We start from the raw sequence: 15,854 nt of genomic DNA, 5'->3' as shown, positions 1-15,854 counted from the left end.
GTCCACAAATTTTATATGGATATCAACAACGCAGTTCAATATATCTGGAAGCAGAATTGCGCCGCACCGGACACGCGCTGCCAGCAGCCGTGCAACCGTTTATCTATACGGCGCTAAACGGACTATAGGCTGTTTCGGGCCGCACTCGCCGCCACCTCGCTTTCGCGCAAACAGCAACGGTCCTTCAGTATTTCATCTCAGTGCAAGGACATGCTATGAAGTTTGATATCAGCGAATACCTCGACGAGTTGCGCCCTCTGGTCAATATCGACTGCGGCACCTATAACATCACCGGCATCGAACGTGTTACCCAGCTGGTGCAGCAGAAGTTCGAAAACATCGGCTGGCAGGTGCGACGTTATGGTTGCGGCAAGGCCGGGCCGGGCTTGGTGATTTCTAATCAAGTAAACAACGGCCCCATCGACCTGCTAATCCTCGGGCACGTGGATACCAGTTACAGCGAGGGCACCGCCTTTCGCCGCCCGATGTCCATCGCAGGCGAGTTTGCCTATGGCCCCGGCATCGCCGATAGCAAAGCCGGCTTAGTCAACCTGCTACACGCACTACGCAGCACCGATCCCAGCGATCTGGCCGAGTTGTCCATCGCCATCCTGATCTGTCCCGATAAGCATGTCAGCTCGCGCTACTCTCACACCATGCTGAATAAACTGGCCAAGCGCGCCAAGCGTTGCATGGTTCTGGATACCGGTACCATGGGCGGCTGCTTAATCAATGGGCGACGCGGTATGGCGCGCTACCAGGTGGACTTCACCGGTCAATCAGCCCACGCCGCTAAGGTTGGTAAACGCAAATGCAGCGCCATCAGCGAGATGGGCCAGTGGGTGGTCAAACTGGAACAACTGGCACAGCAATGGCCGAATATCGATGTCAACGTTGGCTATGTGGCCGGCGGTGAGAAGACTAACCAAGTTGCTGAGCATTGCCAGATGAAGTTTGAGCTGCGCTTTACCAGTAACCACTACTACCAACAGCTCGATCAACAGCTGCGCCAGTGGAGCCAGTCACCAAGTGTGGAACAGATGCACATCGTGTTAGATCGCAAGGCCTACAAACCGGCCTTTAATAACGCCAGCAATCAAAGCTTCTGTGAAGAGCTCGAGCAAGCCGCTGAGAACCTCGGACAAACCACTAAATGGCGCAGTGGCGATAAGAGCTCCAATGCCAACTTAGTCGCCGCACATGGCCTTGCCTGTGTCGATGGTCTGGGCGCAGTGGGGCAAAACCTTAACTCGCCGGAAGAGTGCATCGCAATTGAACGGGTACTGCCGCGGATCCAACTGCTACGAGCCTGTATCAAGCACTTGGCCAACGCCGAGGTGCCCGAGCAAGAGGCCGAGACCGCCTAAGCCCTCTTTACTTAAGCAACTATTCCCCTGCCTATAAGCAACAGCCGACCACTGTCGTCTGTTGCTTGCCCTCGTTTTCGCCTTTCCCGATTTTGCTATGTCGCTGTATTCCTGAGACTTATCTCACAGTAATTGAGTATTAACTGTCAGCCCGCTTTACATAAAACGCAATTAATCAGTAAAAGTCGCTGTTTTAAAACATTTTTTTAGTTGGTGTAAGTATTGCTTTACGAATAACGCAAGATGCTCGAATCCGAGCTCTGAGAAGAACCATCTAACTAAGGATAGGCAGATGAAACAACTAAGAAAACTTGTTGTCCTTGGGATTTTGGCCTGCAGTTTACCAAGTCTCGCCACCACCATTACCACCCTTGACGATTCGTCATTATTCGACAACGTAGCAGCACAGCCCGGCGGTTCCATCGGCGATAGCTCGTGGCAAGCCACCAGCTTCGGCACTCCCGGCGCAAAATCGTTTGGCTGGCTGAACTTCGACCCCGCTAGCAGCATTATGTTGGGCGATATCAGCGCGGTGCGCTTTGATACCAATAAACCCATCAGCCACAACAGCTCGGAGAATGACTTCTACCTGTCGCTCTACACCCAAGCCGATGGCAGTAACGACGGCGCGGGTTGGTACGGCAACCGACTTAACCTCGATCCTTTTTACGCCATCAATATCGATAGCACTGCGGATAGCTGGACCACTTGGAGCACCGACGCCGGTACCAACCAACTACGCGTCTATGACTATCCTGCCGCCGGCAGCTACACCGCCCCCACTTGGGATGAGTTGCTCGACCCGGGCTATAGCGACGATGGCGTCAACTCACTGGCCGAGGTCGACTATGCCAGCGAGAAGCTACTAGGGATCGCCTTTTCCACCGGCTCAGCCTGGGGTGATAGCTTTATGGGGGCGCTGGACAACATCGTTATCGAGTTCAGTAATGGCGACAGCTGGGTGTTTGATCTGGAAGCGAGCAGCGTGCCAGAGCCTACCAGCGTGCTGCTATTAGGCGCAGGTATGTTGCTGCTGCGCTTAGGTCGGCGGAGCTAACCGCAGTTGTCAAAAAGCCGCCCCAACAGGCGGCTTTTTAATAGTTTTCGAGGCTTATGCAGTTTGCGGACGCACACCCAAAGTGTGGCAAATGGCATAGCTCAGCTCGGCGCGGTTTAGGGTGTAGAAGTGGAAATCCTTCACCCCTTCACGCGATAGCACCTTCACCTGATCGATGGCGATGCTGGCGCCCACCAAGTTGCGGGTGGTTTGATCATCGTCCAGACCTTGGAACTGCTGATGCATCCAGTTGGGGATCTTCACGTTAGCAAACGAGGAGAACTTCAACAGGGTCTTGTAGTTGGACACTGGCAAGATCCCCGGCACAATCTCACCTTCAATGCCAATCGCCGCACAACGGTCGCGAAAACGTAGGTAGCTCTCAACATCGAAGAAGAACTGGGTAATCGCCCGGTTAGCGCCCGCATCCATCTTACGCTTTAACGCCAGCAAGTCAGCTTGGGCGCTCTTCGCCTCAGGGTGTACCTCGGGGTAGGCGGCCACTGAGATATCGAAATCCGCCACGCCTTTAAGCAGGCTGACCAAATCATTGGCATACATATCAGGTTTGCTGGCACCGTCTGGCAGGTCGCCGCGCAAGGCCACAATGTTGCGAATACCATTGTCCCAGTAGTCTTGAGCGATCTGCTTTAGCTCGTCCGGGGTGGAATCGATACAAGTCAGGTGAGGCGCCGCATTCAGGCCGGTGCGCTCTTTGATTTGCTTGATAACGTTATGGGTGCGGTCACGGGTTCCAGAGTTGGCGCCATAGGTGACCGAGACAAACGAGGGCTGCAGGGTTTGCAGGCGTTCGATTGAATTCCACAGGGTGTTTTCCATGGACTCAGTGGTAGGCGGAAAAAACTCAAAAGAGACATTGATGTCGTTCCCCAGTTCGCTGAGGTTTTGGTTTAGTGACTCGATGTGTTGTGCATATCCCATTGCTTTCTCCATTTACCGCACGCGTCTTACAAGACATATAGACGTCCATACATCCAAATATGCGGAACCGCCTTTTTATTGTCAACGAAATTTAAGTTGCACCTAGGTCAACTTGAAAATAATTCATAAATAGAGCGTCACTGCTCCCGCTTATAACTGATCGCCACCACCCACCACTCTTTCTCGCCTTCCGGGGTGCGTACGATCACTTCATCATCCACTTCCTTTTGCAGCAGCGCCCGCGCCATCGGCGAGTCCACCGAGATATAGTCGTTGCGCCCGAAGATCTCATCGTAGCCAACAATTCGAAAGCTGCGCTGCTCGCCCTGCTCATTTTCAATATCGACCCACGCACCGAAGAACACTTTACCTTCCTGTACAGGCGAATAGTCGACCACCTTGACCTTCTCCAGTGTCTTGCGCAAGTAACGCACCCGGCGGTCAATTTCACGCAGGCGCTTTTTGTTATATTGATAGTCGGCGTTCTCACTGCGGTCGCCAAGGCTAGCCGCCCAGGCCACTTTCTTGGTCACCTCGGGGCGTTCCTCTTTCCACAGCCAGTCCAGCTCTTGTTTGAGCCGCTCAAAGCCCTCGCGGGTCACGATCGACGTACGCATTAATCACTCTCTCTTATGTGTTTCTCTCTACGGTGCTGCCAGAGGCACGGACCTGATCCTGCTCGGCCAAAAGTGATGTAGACATCACTCACAACTAAAACATAGCCATTATGTAGTTTTATTGTTCAATATATGGCTTAATAACGGGACACAACCCCGCAACACATCCACAAACCAAGATAAAGAACTAAGTAACATGAAACTTAACGCACTTTCTGCAGTGGTAGCCGGCGCAGTACTGGCTAGCCAAGCGCACGCACAAGTCATCTACCAAGACGAGCAAAACAGTCTGGAACTAGGTGGCGTACTTGTGTTGGACGCACACAACCAGTTTTACCACGATGACACTCAGCTAAGCCTGAACCGTAGCATTTTAAACCTGGCAGCACACCGCCAAATGGGTGACAACTGGGTACTAAGTGGAAAATTTGAGTGGGATCAGTTCTCTAACTCACCAAACTCGTCCAGCAGCAACTTCCGTAACCGCTTGGCCTTTGTTGAAGCCAGCCACGAAGAGCTGGGCCGCCTGAGCTTCGGTAAGCAGTGGTCAGCCTACCACGACGTTGCCCGTTACATGGACAACATGATTCTCATCGACCCAGATGCAACGCCTATCTACTCAGAAGGTGCCGACGGTGCATTCGCCGCAACCGGTCGTGGTGACAACCTGATGGCCTACCGCATGAGCGTTGCCGATTTCAACATTGCTGCTCACTATGGCTTTGCCGCCGATGGCTACACCGGTGATATCTCGCGCAAGAACAACTACGGTGCCTCACTAAGCTACGACAGCCAGTTTGGCCTGAGCTTGGGTGTGGCTTTTGTTGAGAACAAAGTGCGTGTTAGCGGCAGCGACAACCAAGGCTTGATTGATGGCGACAAGCAGCGCGCCCTGACTTTTGCCGGTGAATACCAGCTGGCAGGCCTGCGTGTGGCCGGTGCCTACACCATGGGTGATAAGATCCATCAAGCCGACCTGTACAACTTCGGTCACGGCGAGTGGGCCGATGCCGATGCCTGGGATATCTGGGTTGAGTACAACATGAGCAACGGTCTGCGTCCGTTCTTCTACTACTCGAGCATTGATTTCGATGATACCCGTGTGAATGCCCACGGTAACCGCGACATCGTAGCCGGTGGTCTGTCATACGCCATCGCCAATGGCCTGATTGCCTCTATCGAACTTAACCGCTACAACCTGAACGACCTTGGCGCTGGCAAGCGTGAAGAGAGCGGCGGCGGTATTAACCTGATCTACGCGTTCTAAGCGCGACGTTGATCGATAAGGGCGCCCAGTGGCGCCCTTTTTATTTCCCGCAAGCTATCGCCCTAAAACTAAAAGGCGCAGGACAGCAACTCCTTGCCATCCTCCAAGCTGCAAACGCGCATACCCTGCTCATCAATCAGCCCATAGCTGGCGGCCCACTGCTGGCGCGGCATCGAGATAGAACCTGGGTTAAACAGGTACAGCGACTGCTGTTTTTCTGCCACTGGCACATGGGTGTGGCCCGAGGCAAACACATCGCCCTCGCTCAGCGGTGGCAGCTTATCGGCTTTATAGGTGTGACCGTGACAACAGAACAGGCGGCGCTCTCCCACTAGCAGCTGGTTGTACTCGCTGAGTATCGGAAACTCACACAGCGCTTGATCCACCTCGCTGTCGCAGTTGCCGCGCACAGCAATGATCTGCTTACGATACTGGTTAAGCATCTCGGCACATTCCAGAGGCCGATAATGCTCGGGCAAGGGATTACGCGGGCCGTGGTTAAGCAAATCTCCCAGACTCAACAGATAACGCGCACCGCTTTGCTCGAAGCGCTCAAGGGCTAGCTTAAGCGCCGCAGCGTCGCCGTGAATATCTGAACAAACAAAATACATAGGTATCCCCCGGTTACATTTCCGCCGCCATGGTAACAAAAAAGCGATGGGTAAAAAAAACGCTACCCAAAGTGGGTAGCGTAAACAACTAGGATTGCTAATTAGGGTTGGGGTATAGCTCCCAAGGCTTTAGATTTCACCAGCACCGTCTTTGGCCTGACATACGTAGATGTCGGCTTTCAAGCCAGTCTTAGCAAAATAGTGTTGCTCGATAGCCTGCTGCGCAGCTTCGACTTTATCCAGTGGCAGTAGCGATACCACGCAGCCACCAAAGCCGCCGCCGGTCATACGCACGCCGCCATCTTCGCCGGCTACGTCTTTGACGATCTCTACCAAGGTATCGATCTCGCTAACGGTGATTTCAAAGTCATCGCGCATCGATGCGTGCGACTCAGCCATCAGACTCGCCATCACAACCTTGTCACCCTTGGCCAGCGCATCGGCGGCTTGCTCGGTGCGGGTGTTCTCGGTGATAACGTGGCGAGCGCGCTTGTACACCAGCTCAGAGATCTCTGACTTGGCGGCTTCCAACTGCTCGAGGGTCACATCACGCAGCGCTTTCACCTTGAAGTAGCGGGCGGCTTCTTCACACTGCTCACGGCGAGTGTTGTACTCGCTGTCTACCAAGCCGCGCTTCTTGTTGGAGTTGATGATCATCACCGCCAGATCGGTAGGCATGGCTACCGGGCGAGTTTCCAAGCTACGGCAGTCGATCAGCAGGGCATGGTCTTGCTTGCCTTCGGCTGAGATCAGCTGGTCCATGATGCCGCAGTTACAGCCCACAAACTCGTTCTCAGCCTGCTGGCCGTTAAGGGCAATCTCTTGCTGGCTGATGCTCAGGTTGTACAAGGTCTTGAAGGTTTGGCCGATCACCACTTCCAGCGCAGCGGACGAGCTCAGGCCTGCGCCCTGTGGCACGTTACCGCTCACCGAGATATCGGCGCCAGCGAACTGGTAGCCACGGGCCAACAGACACTTCACCACACCGCGGATGTAGTTTGCCCACATCTTGCCTTCGACAAACTCAATCTCTTGGTCAAGGCGGAACTCGTCTTGGGCATCGTCATAATCCACCGATACAACACGCACCACCTTGTCATCACGGCGGCTAGCCGCAACGACCGCTTGATAGTCAATGGCACAAGGCAGTACAAAGCCGTCGTTGTAGTCAGTGTGCTCACCGATCAGGTTGACTCGGCCCGGCGCCTGGATCAGGCTGGCTGGGGCATAGCTGAACGCTTTTTCAAAGCTGCTGGATACAGCGTTAACCAGTTGTTGTTGCTTGCTCATGATACGACCTATTGATCTTTGTAATGCACATCGCTAACCGCACGCAGGCGATCAGCAGCTTGTTCTGGGGTGAGGTCACGCTGGCTTTCTGCCAACATCTCGTAGCCCACCATAAACTTACGTACGCTGGCTGAGCGCAGTAGTGGTGGGTAGAACAAGGCATGCAGCTGCCAGTGTTCAATGCCTTCGCCATCTTTGAAAAACGGCGCATAGTGCCAGCCCATAGAGTATGGGAATGAGCACTTGAATAGGTTGTCGTAGCGTGAAGTCAGCTTTTTCAGTGCCAGCGCTAAGTCGTCGCGCTGCGCTTCGCTCAGGTCTTCAAAACGGCGCGCGGTGGCTTTAGGCATCAGCATGGTTTCGAACGGCCAAGCCGCCCAGTACGGTACCACTGCCAGCCAGTGTTCGGTCTCCACCACGGTGCGGGCACCGTCTTCCATCTCGCGAGCGACGTAGTCTTCCAGCAGGTTGCGCTGGTTTTGCTCGTAGTATTCACGCAGCAATACGTCTTTACGGGCAATCTCGTTTGGCAAGAAGCTGTTGGCCCAGATCTGGCCATGCGGATGCGGCTGCGAACAGCCCATCATCGCACCTTTGTTCTCAAACGCCTGTACCCATAGGTAGTCTTTACCCAGCTCAGAGACTTGCTCGTCCCAGGTATCAACAACACCACGGATCGCGGGTACGCTCAGCTCTGGCAGGGTGCGGCTGTGATCTTCAGAGAAACACAGCACCCGGCTCAGGCCGCGAGCACTTTCAGCGCGAAACAGCGGGTCACCACTCTCTGGCACGTCGGGGGTATCTTGCTGCAGGGCAGCAAAGTCGTTACTGAAAACAAAGGTGCCTTTGTAGTCTGGGTTTACGTCACCAGATACCCGGGTGTTACCTGCACACAGGAAACATTCGCTATCGTAGGACTTAGCTTCTGACTCTTCTGGCGCTTCATCCTGCCCCTGCCATGGGCGCTTGGCCCGGTGCGGAGACACCAGTACATATTGCCCGGTAAGCGGGTTGTATCGGCGATGCGGATGTTCTGTCGCATCGAACTCTGTATCTAATGACATACTTCTACCTAAAACTAGTCTTCGCTATCGGGATAGCCTTGAGGGTTATTGGATTGCCAACGCCAGGTATCGGCGGCCATATCCGCAACGCTGCGGGTGGCCTTCCAACCGAGATCGGCTTCAGCTTTACTTGGGTCTGCCCAGCACTCGGCGATATCACCGGGGCGGCGCGGACAAATTTGATAAGGGATCGGCTGGCCACTAGCCTGAGCAAAGGCCTCTACCATCTGCAGTACACTGCTGCCTTGGCCGGTACCCAGGTTGTAGATGTGCAGACCTTGTTTGGCACCTACAGCTTTGAGGGCCGCAACGTGGCCGTCGGCCAGATCCATCACGTGGATGTAATCGCGTACACCGGTGCCATCTACGGTTGGGTAATCGTCACCGAACACGGATAGCTGCTCACGGCGACCTACCGCCACCTGGGCGATAAACGGCATAAGGTTGTTAGGAATACCTTGTGGGTCTTCGCCCAAATCCCCTGATGGGTGCGAGCCAACCGGGTTAAAGTAGCGCAGCAAGGTCACGCTCCACTCAGGGTCGGCGTGCTGCATATCGCGGAAGCACTCTTCCACCATGTACTTACTGCGGCCGTAAGGGTTGGTGGTTGCGCCCACTGCGGTGGTCTCTTTAATCGGGATCTCTTCCGGGTCGCCATAGACGGTGGCCGAAGAGGAGAATACGATACTTTTCACGCCCGCATCACGCATCACTTCCGCCAGTACCAAAGAGCCGTGCACGTTGTTGTCGTAGTATTCCAGCGGCTTGGCCACTGATTCACCCACCGCCTTCAAACCGGCAAAGTGGATCACCGAGTCGATGTCGTGCTCGCTGAAGATGCGCTTGAGCAACTCGCGGTCACGGATATCGCCCTGATAGAACAGCGGCTGTACGCCACTCAGTTTCTCGACGCGCGCCAGCACGGTCGCTTTACTGTTGCACAGGTTGTCCACGATGATCGGCTGCATGCCGGCTTCAATCATTTGAATACATGTGTGGCTACCGATATAGCCCATTCCACCCGTTACCAGAACTTTCACAGTCCACTCCTGTTAATTAGTAAGGTCAAAAACTACGACCTCCAAGGGCTCTGTACCCTAGTATTGAGGCCAATTCTATCAGCCTACCTAAGCTCGCCGCTGTGATCACTATCGCAAAGTGTAAACGTTTACCCCAAAAGATCAATATAGCCACAGATAATTTTATAAGTACGCGGTAATTACCCGTAGAACCCCGATTTCTGGTGGATGGCTTAGGCCGAATGACAGACTTTTGAAGGGAAAACGCTATCACAGGTTATTCGTCACTAGGTGAAGTTTTTGTGTAAGCACACAACAAGAGCCAAGCAGCAGGCTTGCAGCGCCGGGCAAAGCCACTATGATAGATGCCCCCGCCCAGTGAAGGGTTTAGACAGATAAGCATCATGCAAGACATCGCCAAGATCATCGCCGAGGAGATCGGCGCCAAGGCCCAACAAGTCAACGCAGCCACCCAGCTGCTTGATGAAGGCGCCACCGTTCCCTTTGTTGCCCGTTACCGTAAAGAGGTGACCGGCGGCTTGGATGACACCCAGCTACGTAAGCTGGAGCAACGCCTCAGCTACCTGCGCGAACTACAGGCACGCCGCGAGACCATCCTCAAATCCATCGATGAACAAGGCAAACTCAGCGACGCGCTGCGAAAGCAAATCAGCGACTGCGAAAGCAAGACCGAGCTGGAAGACCTGTACCTCCCCTATAAGCCGAAACGCCGTACCAAGGGGCAGATCGCCATTGAGGCCGGGTTAGAGCCGCTGGCGGATCGCCTGTTTGCACAGCCAGAGCTTAACCCGGAAAGCGAAGCCCAATCGTTTATCGATGCCGAAGCCGGATTCGCCGACAGCAAGGCCTGCCTCGACGGTGCCAAGTTTATCCTGATGGAGCGCTTTGCCATGGATGCCGGCTTGCTGGCAGGCTTACGCGCCTTGCTCAATCGCGACGGTGAGCTTCAAAGCAGCGTAGTCCCCGGACAAGAGCAAAACGGCCAGAAGTTCCAGGACTACTTCGACTATCGCGAAGCGCTAAGCAAGGTGCCATCGCACCGCGCGTTAGCCATGCTACGCGGCCGCAACGAGGGGGTGTTACAGCTTAACCTTGTGATCGGCGAAGAAGGCGCTTCTCACCCGGCGGAATACCTGATTGCCGAGCACACCGGGATCCGCCAACAGCAACGTCCCGCCGATGCCTGGCTGGCCAGCGTAGTGCAATGGACCTGGCGGGTGAAGCTCAAGCTCTCGCTGGAGACCGAGCTATTAAACGCACTGCGCGAGCGCGCCGAAACCGCCGCTATCGATGTATTCTCGCGCAACCTTAACGATCTGCTGATGGCCGCACCGGCAGGCACCAAGGCCACCATGGGGCTCGATCCCGGCCTGCGTACCGGAGTGAAAGTCGCAGTGGTCGATGCCACCGGTAAGCTGGTTGATATGGCCACCATCTACCCGCACGCACCGAAAAACCAATGGCAGGCCAGTTTGGCGACCCTTGCCGAGCTGGTGAAACGCCACGATGTTGAGCTGATCAGCATCGGTAACGGCACCGCCTCTCGGGAGACCGATAAGCTTGCCAAAGAGCTACTGACACTGCTGCAGATCCCTAAGCTGAAAAAGCTGATGGTCAGCGAAGCCGGCGCCTCGGTCTACTCCGCCTCGGAGCTGGCCGCCAAAGAATTCCCGGATCTGGACGTAAGCATACGCGGTGCAGTATCGATTGCCCGTCGCCTGCAAGACCCGCTGGCCGAGCTGGTGAAGATCGACCCTAAATCCATCGGCGTTGGCCAGTACCAGCACGATGTTAGCCAGACTCAGCTAAGCCAACAGCTAGATACCGTGGTGGAAGACTGTGTAAACGCCGTAGGGGTGGATCTGAATACCGCCTCCGCGCCGCTACTTAGCCGGGTGGCCGGCCTCAACCAAACCATCGCCGACAATATCGTGGCCTACCGCGACGAGAACGGCGCCTTTGCCAACCGCAGCCAGATCAAAAAGGTAGCGCGCCTTGGCCCTAAAGCCTTCGAGCAAAGTGCCGGCTTTTTGCGAATCAATGGCGGCAACAATGCGCTGGATGGCTCGGCGGTGCACCCTGAGGCCTACCCAGTGGTCAAGGCAATTGCCTCGCACTGCCAGCTGGACATCCAGCAACTGGTAGCCAACGACAGCGTGCTGAACAAGCTCGATCCCCAGCAGTTTACCGATGACAACTTCGGTCTGCCGACGGTCAAAGACATCATCAGCGAGCTGAAAAAGCCCGGCCGCGACCCGCGCCCTGAGTTCACCACCGCCGAGTTTAAGGATGGAGTAGAAACCCTTAAAGACCTCAAGACCGGCATGCGCTTAGAAGGCGTGGTTACCAATGTCACCAACTTCGGTGCCTTTGTGGATATCGGCGTGCACCAAGATGGTCTGGTTCATATCTCGGCCCTGTCGCATCAGTTCGTCAAGGATCCACACCAAGTGGTAAAGGCCGGCGATGTGGTCAAGGTCAAGGTGATGGAAGTGGACGTGCCGCGCAAACGCATCGGCCTGAGTATGCGAATGGACGACGAAGTGCAAAGCGGCGGCAGTAATGCCAGTGCCCAGCCACGGCGCAGCAACAAGCCACATGGCGGGGCGAGTCGCCATCAAGGCCAGCGCTCAGGCGGCAACAAACCGGCTCAGCTCAACTCGGCCTTTGCCGATGCCTTTGCTAACGCAAAAAGGAAATAGAGAGGGTAAGGACTAAGCGCTCAGGGAGAGGATGCTCTCTGGGCGGAACTGCCCGGTGCTTTGATAACGCTGGGAGATACTTTGCTGGCGTTGCTGCATCTGCTCGCTGAGGTCGGGATAGCGCTGGCGTAACTCTCCGGCTAATACCCGCTGCTTCTCATCTGGCTGCAGGCCACTGACATCGCTCGGCTGCGATCCAGGAACCAATGTAGACGGCTGCTCATCAGAGGGGAACAGCCGCGGCGCTTGTGAGTGCTGTAGCTGCTCGCCTTGTTCCTCACGCTGCATAGCTTGCAGCTCTTGGCGCGCTTCGATCTGGGTTCCACGGGCCTGAGCCGCTACTTGGCGGTCTTGGCTGGATGGCTGGGCGGGAGCAAGGGCTGCGCGCTCCACCTGCTGCATCTTGGCGATGGTCGCCTCGGGATCGTTGGGGATCTCGGAGGTGCTGATGCTGACCTCGCCCCCTACCGCATACTGCTTACCATCGGGGCCACGCTCAAACTCGTAGCTCGGTGCACTGGCATACTGGCCACCCACCGCTTGGTGTTGCTGCTCGTGGGTGCGCACCTCGCGATCGCGGGCTTTTAGCTCGGCGAGTTTCTGCTGCTCAGTATCGCTAAAGCCTTGCTGCTGGCCTTGCTGGCGCTGCTGACCTTGTTGCTCTTGCTGGCCTTGCTGTTCACCGCGTTGCTCGCCTTGTTGGCGATCTTGAGCCTGACGCTGCTCTTGCTCGCGCGGATTGATTCGCTCGTGCTGACCTTCTTGTTGGGTGTGCTGCAGAACTTGGCGGGGCTTGGAGCGGTCTTGATCGGAGCCTACCTCACGCTCGCGGTTGTAGGCTTGGCTTTCTTTGGGCTGGGCAATCACCTCCCGTTGCAGGTTGTCGCGCCGAGCAGACTCGGTGGGCACCTGCAGGGTGTTCGGAAACACATTGGGTAAGGTGACGTTAATATTCATCAGGCTTCGATATCCAGTATGCTGCCCATCATGGCGGATTCGGTCTGGATGACCTTAGCGCCCGCCTTGGCGTAGAGCTCGGCTTGGGTCATATCGACCAAGGACTTAACCACTTCGCCTTGCTGAGGCTCGCGCCCAGCCGCCACTTCAGCGAGATTCTGCGCTGATTGGGTGACCGTTTGACTGGCTTTCTGGATGATTTGAAAGCCACTGCTTCCCGCATCAACCCGCATAAGCCCTCCAGAAAAATAACCTACCGACCTTTAATTCTAGCAAGATGTTCATTTATACACCAATCCAGATAGGTAACTGATCAGTTATTGCGCAGAGAAAATCATTGAGGACGAGGAAGCGCTTGCAGTAACTAGTGGGCTAATTACAAAAGCGCTGACGCTGTCATCAATGATTTTAACCAGCAAGAATGCTCCGTTACTTATGTGGATTAGTGTTAAACCAGTACCCATCTGAGGAAGGTATTTACCTCTACGCAGAACTGCTCAGGTTCGCTCACAAAGGGCGCGTGGGAGGAGCCGCGCAGGACGCACTGCTCGATATTGCCATGCAGCGCGCCATGGGATTCGCGGGCTTGCCGTGGCACCAGGCTATCGCTGTGGCCGAAGATCTGCAGCCACGGCACCACAATCTCGGAGAGGCGAGCGCGCAGGTCGCTCTCCTGCAATAGGTTCAACCCTAGCTCTAAAGCTTGCAGCTGCGGTTGCGGGCGGCTCTCCAGCTGCTGGCGCAGTAACTTAATATCTTGCTTGGCATTGGCACTGCCCATCGCCTGAATCGCTAAAAACTGCCGCAGCGTTTTCGAGAAATCCGCCTGTAGCCCGGCCGAGAAGCCTTTAAGCACCTCGGGCTTGATGCCCGGCCAGTTCTCTTTCGCCACAAAATGAGCGCTGCTGGCAACAGTGATAAGGGCGCGGATCTGCGACCCGAAATCCAGGCAGGCCTGCTTGGCCACCAATCCACCGAGCGACCAGCCCATCCATACTGCATGCTCTGGCACCACGTTGCGCACCTGCAGGGCGATGTCACTGAGGTGACTCAGCGAGCTATCCCATGGGCTGTGGCCAAAGCCCGGCAAGTCCACGATATGGATCCGATAATGTTCGGCCAAACGCGCTTCGACACTGTGCCAAATCGCCCCGTTCATGCCCCAACCGTGGAGCAACACTAAGTCGGGCCCGCTTCCTTGTACTTCACTATGTAACGCTGTCATCTACACTGCATGCTAGAGGAGAAAACATCTATGTTACCTAGCCTCAGGCTGAGTTTGAATCATCATCTACAGACGGCGCTGCGCTGCAGCGTTTGTCATCAACCTGTGGATGGGGCCTCAGCGAAACTCTCGGCGGGGATATGTTATAGCTGCCTGAAACTGCTAGAGCCGGAGCGACTGGCGCGCTGCGAGTGCTGCGCCATCGAGATGGGCACAGCAGGTATCTGTGGCGAGTGCCAACGCTACCCGCGCCACTTCGACAAGGTGCGGGTACTGGGTGATTACCAGTGGCCCTTGGATACACTGATCAAACGCTTTAAATACGGCGGTCAACAACACTTGGCTCGACCGCTTGCCCACTTGTTGTGGCAGCACTGCGCTCAGCACCTTCCAAGTGAGCGTATAGAATTCACCTTCGTACCGCAGCATTGCTGGAAGCAGTGGCGGCGCGGCTTTAACCAAAGCGAACTGCTGGCGCGCGAACTTGCTCGCTACCACCGGCAACCACTGCGCAGCCTGTTTCGCCGTCACCGCCTTGGCAAGGCCCAAGTGAAGCTCTCGGGGCGTGCCCGCCGCCGCGCATTGGGCCGCAGCTTCCGCTTACTTAAAGGCGACCTACCTGAATCCGTAATCCTGATCGATGACGTGGTGACCACTTGCAGTACTGCAGACGTATTAGCACAGCAGCTCAAGCAGGCCGGCGTGCAGCGCGTTGAGGTATGGGCTATCGCCCGTACCCCTAAATAATCTTCGCTAGCCCTGCTCTGGCAAAACCAGTACAATTAAACCCAAGTAAACTACTCAGGTATTAGAGGTAAATATGATCACCATCTCTGAGACAGCTCAGGAACACTTTGCCAAACTCTTGGAGCAACAGCCTGAAGGTACCCAGATCCGCGTATTCGTGGTAAACCCCGGCACCGCTAATGCCGAGTGTGGTGTATCTTACTGCCCACCCGATTCCATCGACCAAGACGATATCAAGGTGCCATTCAACGGCTTTGATGCGATGATCGATACCGCCAGCGCGCCGTTCTTGGAAGACGCTGAGATTGACTTCGTCACCGATAAGGTGGGCTCGCAGCTAACCTTGAAAGCGCCTAACGCTAAGATGCGTAAGGTCGACGACGACGCGCCGCTGATCGAACGTGTTGAGTACGTGATTCAATCGCAGGTTAACCCCAACCTGGCAGCCCACGGCGGTAACGTGACCGTGCTGGAGCTGACCGACGAAGGCGTTGTGGTACTGCAGTTCGGCGGCGGTTGTAATGGCTGCTCGATGGTCGATGTGACCCTTAAAGAGGGCATTGAGAAGCAGCTGCTGGAAATGTTCCCGGGTGAGCTAACCGGCGTGCGCGATATTACCGAACACCAAGCGGGCGAGCACTCCTACTACTAAGCGAACACGCTTTCCGCCCAGTAAAAAATCCACCTGCTGAGCAGGTGGCTTTGACACGGCCCCCTAGAAGGGGGCTCACCTATACTACTGCATTTCTAGTGACATCTGGCGTTCTTGCTCTTCTTTCTCTACCTTGTCTTGATGCCTGACATACCGCCTGATTATGTCTTCGTTCGCCCCAACGGAGTCAACGAAGTACCCTCTTTCCCAAAAGTGATTACCCCACAGTTTCTTCTTTCTCAAGTAAGGAAACTTCGCAAACAACCTAATCGCGGTTCTTCCTTTCACGAAGCCTACATACTCTGAAACACTCAGG

Annotated in this window: 16 protein-coding genes; 6 read left to right on the top strand and 10 right to left on the bottom strand. The window is 55.4% G+C overall.

All coding sequences use genetic code 11. The features are described from left to right. Positions 1–215: 215 nt before the first annotated feature. Positions 216–1,367 carry a M20/M25/M40 family metallo-hydrolase gene (locus tag G461_RS23975; RefSeq protein ID WP_051333508.1) on the top strand — a complete coding sequence of 384 codons (1,152 nt, stop codon included), beginning with the start codon at positions 216–218 and terminating at the stop codon, positions 1,365–1,367. A 292-nt stretch (positions 1,368–1,659) separates the two neighbouring features. Then, positions 1,660–2,424: a PEP-CTERM sorting domain-containing protein gene (locus G461_RS0110885; RefSeq protein ID WP_026971867.1), complete on the top strand. Its 765-nt coding sequence runs from the start codon at positions 1,660–1,662 to the stop codon at positions 2,422–2,424. 54 nt (positions 2,425–2,478) lie between these two features. Here G461_RS0110885 and metF read toward each other — a convergent pair whose 3' ends face one another. Beyond that, positions 2,479–3,366 carry a methylenetetrahydrofolate reductase gene (gene metF / locus G461_RS0110880; protein WP_026971866.1) on the bottom strand — a complete coding sequence of 296 codons (888 nt, stop codon included), beginning with the start codon at positions 3,364–3,366 and terminating at the stop codon, positions 2,479–2,481. A gap of 137 nt (positions 3,367–3,503) precedes the next feature. Next, the gene (greB, locus tag G461_RS0110875; RefSeq protein WP_026958349.1) at positions 3,504–3,983 is read right to left on the bottom strand and encodes a transcription elongation factor GreB; all 480 of its coding nucleotides are present in this window, start codon (positions 3,981–3,983) and stop codon (positions 3,504–3,506) included. 196 nt (positions 3,984–4,179) lie between these two features. Between greB and G461_RS0110870 the strand changes: the two genes are divergently transcribed. Next, positions 4,180–5,250 carry a porin gene (locus G461_RS0110870; protein WP_026971865.1) on the top strand — a complete coding sequence of 357 codons (1,071 nt, stop codon included), beginning with the start codon at positions 4,180–4,182 and terminating at the stop codon, positions 5,248–5,250. 68 nt (positions 5,251–5,318) lie between these two features. Here the strand turns inward: G461_RS0110870 and yfcE are convergent, their stop codons facing one another. The 4 genes from yfcE to galE form a co-directional block, all read right to left on the bottom strand. Then, entirely contained in the window at positions 5,319–5,861 is a 543-nt protein-coding gene (gene yfcE, locus G461_RS0110865; RefSeq protein WP_035480071.1) for a phosphodiesterase, read from the bottom strand. Positions 5,862–5,990: 129 nt separating this feature from the next. Then, positions 5,991–7,151: a galactokinase gene (gene galK, locus G461_RS0110860; protein ID WP_035480070.1), complete on the bottom strand. Its 1,161-nt coding sequence runs from the start codon at positions 7,149–7,151 to the stop codon at positions 5,991–5,993. Positions 7,152–7,159: 8 nt separating this feature from the next. Continuing rightward, positions 7,160–8,215 (bottom strand): UDP-glucose--hexose-1-phosphate uridylyltransferase, encoded by a 1,056-nt coding sequence (locus G461_RS0110855; protein ID WP_026971862.1) that lies wholly within the window; start codon positions 8,213–8,215, stop codon positions 7,160–7,162. Between the two features lie 14 nt (positions 8,216–8,229). After that, positions 8,230–9,255 (bottom strand): UDP-glucose 4-epimerase GalE, encoded by a 1,026-nt coding sequence (gene galE, locus G461_RS0110850; protein WP_026958354.1) that lies wholly within the window; start codon positions 9,253–9,255, stop codon positions 8,230–8,232. A gap of 383 nt (positions 9,256–9,638) precedes the next feature. Here galE and G461_RS0110845 point away from each other — a divergent pair, with 383 nt between their 5' ends. Beyond that, positions 9,639–11,957, top strand: a complete 2,319-nt coding sequence (locus G461_RS0110845; RefSeq protein WP_026971861.1) for a Tex family protein — start codon at positions 9,639–9,641, stop codon at positions 11,955–11,957. Between the two features lie 12 nt (positions 11,958–11,969). Here the strand turns inward: G461_RS0110845 and G461_RS0110840 are convergent, their stop codons facing one another. The 3 genes from G461_RS0110840 to bioH all read right to left on the bottom strand — a co-directional run bounded on the left by G461_RS0110840 (position 11,970) and on the right by bioH (position 14,139). Next, positions 11,970–12,914, bottom strand: coding sequence for a putative metalloprotease CJM1_0395 family protein (locus tag G461_RS0110840; RefSeq protein ID WP_026971860.1), 945 nt, complete (start codon positions 12,912–12,914; stop codon positions 11,970–11,972). Beyond that, positions 12,914–13,147 (bottom strand): hypothetical protein, encoded by a 234-nt coding sequence (locus tag G461_RS0110835; protein ID WP_026958357.1) that lies wholly within the window; start codon positions 13,145–13,147, stop codon positions 12,914–12,916. Before G461_RS0110835 ends, G461_RS0110840 begins: the two co-directional genes overlap by 1 nt. Positions 13,148–13,362: 215 nt before the next feature. Beyond that, positions 13,363–14,139 (bottom strand): pimeloyl-ACP methyl ester esterase BioH, encoded by a 777-nt coding sequence (gene bioH, locus G461_RS0110830; RefSeq protein WP_026971859.1) that lies wholly within the window; start codon positions 14,137–14,139, stop codon positions 13,363–13,365. A 30-nt stretch (positions 14,140–14,169) separates the two neighbouring features. Here bioH and G461_RS0110825 point away from each other — a divergent pair, with 30 nt between their 5' ends. Both G461_RS0110825 and nfuA read left to right on the top strand, forming a co-directional pair. Beyond that, positions 14,170–14,886: a ComFC family protein gene (locus G461_RS0110825; protein WP_157360289.1), complete on the top strand. Its 717-nt coding sequence runs from the start codon at positions 14,170–14,172 to the stop codon at positions 14,884–14,886. A 73-nt stretch (positions 14,887–14,959) separates the two neighbouring features. Continuing rightward, positions 14,960–15,538, top strand: a complete 579-nt coding sequence (gene nfuA, locus G461_RS0110820; RefSeq protein ID WP_026958360.1) for a Fe-S biogenesis protein NfuA — start codon at positions 14,960–14,962, stop codon at positions 15,536–15,538. An 84-nt stretch (positions 15,539–15,622) separates the two neighbouring features. Here the strand turns inward: nfuA and tnpA are convergent. Beyond that, a partial coding sequence (gene tnpA, locus G461_RS0110815) for an IS200/IS605 family transposase (RefSeq protein ID WP_026971857.1) occupies positions 15,623–15,854 on the bottom strand: 232 nt, incomplete at its 5' end.

Source organism: Aliagarivorans marinus DSM 23064, from assembly GCF_000429485.1.
Taxonomy (GTDB): Bacteria; Pseudomonadota; Gammaproteobacteria; order Enterobacterales; family Celerinatantimonadaceae; genus Aliagarivorans; species Aliagarivorans marinus.
Note: the sequence above shows the minus strand (reverse complement) of the source record. Positions and strands in the feature narration are given on the sequence as shown.

Bases quoted from the DNA above. Each gene is read 5' to 3' on its own strand.
- G461_RS23975 (WP_051333508.1), top strand. From the start codon at position 216: ATGAAGTTTGATATCAGCGAATACCTCGACGAGTTGCGCCCTCTGGTC.
- G461_RS0110885 (WP_026971867.1), top strand. From the start codon at position 1,660: ATGAAACAACTAAGAAAACTTGTTGTCCTTGGGATTTTGGCCTGCAGT.
- metF (WP_026971866.1), bottom strand. From the start codon at position 3,366: ATGGGATATGCACAACACATCGAGTCACTAAACCAAAACCTCAGCGAA.
- greB (WP_026958349.1), bottom strand. From the start codon at position 3,983: ATGCGTACGTCGATCGTGACCCGCGAGGGCTTTGAGCGGCTCAAACAA.
- G461_RS0110870 (WP_026971865.1), top strand. From the start codon at position 4,180: ATGAAACTTAACGCACTTTCTGCAGTGGTAGCCGGCGCAGTACTGGCT.
- yfcE (WP_035480071.1), bottom strand. From the start codon at position 5,861: ATGTATTTTGTTTGTTCAGATATTCACGGCGACGCTGCGGCGCTTAAG.
- galK (WP_035480070.1), bottom strand. From the start codon at position 7,151: ATGAGCAAGCAACAACAACTGGTTAACGCTGTATCCAGCAGCTTTGAA.
- G461_RS0110855 (WP_026971862.1), bottom strand. From the start codon at position 8,215: ATGTCATTAGATACAGAGTTCGATGCGACAGAACATCCGCATCGCCGA.
- G461_RS0110845 (WP_026971861.1), top strand. From the start codon at position 9,639: ATGCAAGACATCGCCAAGATCATCGCCGAGGAGATCGGCGCCAAGGCC.
- G461_RS0110840 (WP_026971860.1), bottom strand. From the start codon at position 12,914: ATGAATATTAACGTCACCTTACCCAATGTGTTTCCGAACACCCTGCAG.
- G461_RS0110835 (WP_026958357.1), bottom strand. From the start codon at position 13,147: ATGCGGGTTGATGCGGGAAGCAGTGGCTTTCAAATCATCCAGAAAGCC.
- bioH (WP_026971859.1), bottom strand. From the start codon at position 14,139: ATGACAGCGTTACATAGTGAAGTACAAGGAAGCGGGCCCGACTTAGTG.
- G461_RS0110825 (WP_157360289.1), top strand. From the start codon at position 14,170: ATGTTACCTAGCCTCAGGCTGAGTTTGAATCATCATCTACAGACGGCG.
- nfuA (WP_026958360.1), top strand. From the start codon at position 14,960: ATGATCACCATCTCTGAGACAGCTCAGGAACACTTTGCCAAACTCTTG.